This window comes from Pectobacterium actinidiae (genome assembly GCF_000803315.1).
Classification (GTDB): Bacteria; Pseudomonadota; Gammaproteobacteria; order Enterobacterales; family Enterobacteriaceae; genus Pectobacterium; species Pectobacterium actinidiae.
Window position 1 is genome coordinate 1 of sequence record NZ_JRMH01000003.1, and the last position, 2,163, is coordinate 2,163.

Below are 2,163 nucleotides of genomic sequence, written 5' to 3' on the forward strand. Positions count from 1 at the left end.
GACGCTCAATAGCGGTGCCCAGAGAAGATTGTGACTTGTTCAGGTTGTTCTGGGTAACCAGAGACATGATGTTAGTATTAATCGATGCCATGATAAGCGTTCCTTAATCAATGAGATGTTAAGTGTCGGGTTCAGCTCATTGGCTCATCCCCGTCCTTATTAATTATCGGAACATTTTTCTAAATCTTTAATTTTTTGTCTGTCTATGTTTTTTTATTCAAAGCATCTGTTTCAGAAAGAAAAAACCCAGCACAGGGCTGGGTTTAACGTCATGCTATGTTGCTTACGATTAACGCAGCAGAGACAGAACGGTCTGAGGAACCTGGTTCGCCTGAGACAGGACAGAGGTACCCGCCTGTTGCAGAATGTTCGCCTTGGTCATGTTCGACACTTCCACCGCATAATCCGCATCCTGAATTCGGCCACGGGCGTTGGACAGGTTGTTGATCGTGTTGTTCACGTTGGTGATCGTAGATTCGAAACGGTTCTGGATCGCACCCAGGTTACTACGCGCGGTGTCTACTGCTTTCAGCGCGGTATCAACGGCATCGACGATATCCTGTGCCAAACCACCAGAACCACCGATAGCACCAGTACCACCACTAATTGCAGCAACAGAAGTAGACACACCAGAAGCCAGGCCAGCACCAGACGTCGTCGTCGCGTTAACCAACGCGCCTGAATCGATAGTGATCACTTCGTTAGCACCGGTGTTTGCACCAACCTGAATGTTGATACCACCGCTTGCAGAACCGTCCAGCAGGTTCGTGCCGTTGAAAGATGCTGAGCCCGCAACGCGGTCGATTTCGTCCAGACGTTGCTTCATTTCAGTGTAGATTGAAGTACGGTCAGTACTACCGTTGGTATCACTTGCTGCCTGAACCGCCAGCTCACGAACACGCTGTAAGTTGTTGTTGATTTCGTTCAGGTTACCTTCTGCCGTTTGCGTCAGAGAGATACCGTCGTTAGCGTTACGCGCAGCCTGAGTCAGGCCTTTAACCTGTGCAGTCATACGGTTGGCAATCGCCTGACCAGCAGCATCGTCTTTTGCACTATTGATACGCAGACCAGAAGACAGGCGCTCAATAGCGGTGCCCAGAGAAGATTGTGACTTGTTCAGGTTGTTCTGGGTAACCAGAGACATGATGTTAGTATTAATCGATGCCATGATAAGCGTTCCTTAATCAATGAGATGTTAAGTGTCGGGTTCAGCTCATTGGCTCATCCCCGTCTTTACTAATTATCGGAACATTTTTCTAAATCTTTAATTTTTTGTCTGTCTATGGTTTTTTATTCAAACCATCTGTTGCAGAAAGAAAAAACCCAGCACAGGGCTGGGTTTAACGTCATGCTATGTTGCTTACGATTAACGCAGCAGAGACAGAACGGTCTGAGGAACCTGGTTCGCCTGAGACAGAACGGATGTACCCGCCTGTTGCAGAATGTTCGCCTTGGTCATGTTCGACACTTCCACCGCATAATCCGCATCCTGAATTCGGCCACGGGCGTTGGACAGGTTGTTGATCGTGTTGTTCACGTTGGTGATCGTAGATTCGAAACGGTTCTGGATCGCACCCAGGTTACTACGCGCGGTGTCTACTGCTTTCAGCGCGGTATCAACGGCATCGACGATATCCTGTGCCAGACCACCAGAACCACCAATTCCGCTTACGGTACCGCTTGCAGTCGTTCCGCTGATTGCTGCAACAGCACTAGATACGCCAGATGACAGACCGCCAGAAGTTTTAGCGTTAACCAGCGCGCCAGAGTCGATAGTGATCACTTCGTTAGCACCGGTGTTTGCACCAACCTGAATGTTGATACCGCCACTTGCAGAACCGTCCAGCAGGTTCGTGCCGTTGAAAGATGCTGAGCCCGCAACGCGGTCGATTTCGTCCAGACGTTGCTTCATTTCAGTATAGATTGAACCACGGTCAGTTTGGCCGTTGGTATCACTTGCTGCCTGAACCGCCAGCTCACGAACACGCTGTAAGTTGTTGTTGATTTCGTTCAGGTTACCTTCTGCCGTTTGCGTCAGAGAGATACCGTCGTTAGCGTTACGCGCAGCCTGAGTCAGGCCTTTAACCTGTGCAGTCATACGGTTGGCAATCGCCTGACCAGCAGCATCGTCTTTTGCACTATTGATACGCAGACCAGAAGACA

General features: G+C 49.5%; 2 protein-coding genes and 1 pseudogene. All 3 read right to left on the reverse strand.

The features are described 5' to 3' along the window. Positions 1 to 91 (reverse strand): annotated as a pseudogene (locus tag KKH3_RS22130) (flagellin FliC); the annotation flags it as partial. Between the two features lie 198 nt (positions 92 to 289). After that, positions 290 to 1,168, reverse strand: coding sequence for a flagellin N-terminal helical domain-containing protein (locus tag KKH3_RS21310; protein WP_039364471.1), 879 nt, complete (start codon positions 1,166 to 1,168; stop codon positions 290 to 292). Positions 1,169 to 1,366: 198 nt separating this feature from the next. Next, positions 1,367 to 2,163, reverse strand: a 797-nt coding sequence (locus tag KKH3_RS21315; protein ID WP_039364474.1) for a flagellin N-terminal helical domain-containing protein, incomplete at its 5' end; no start/stop codon positions are given.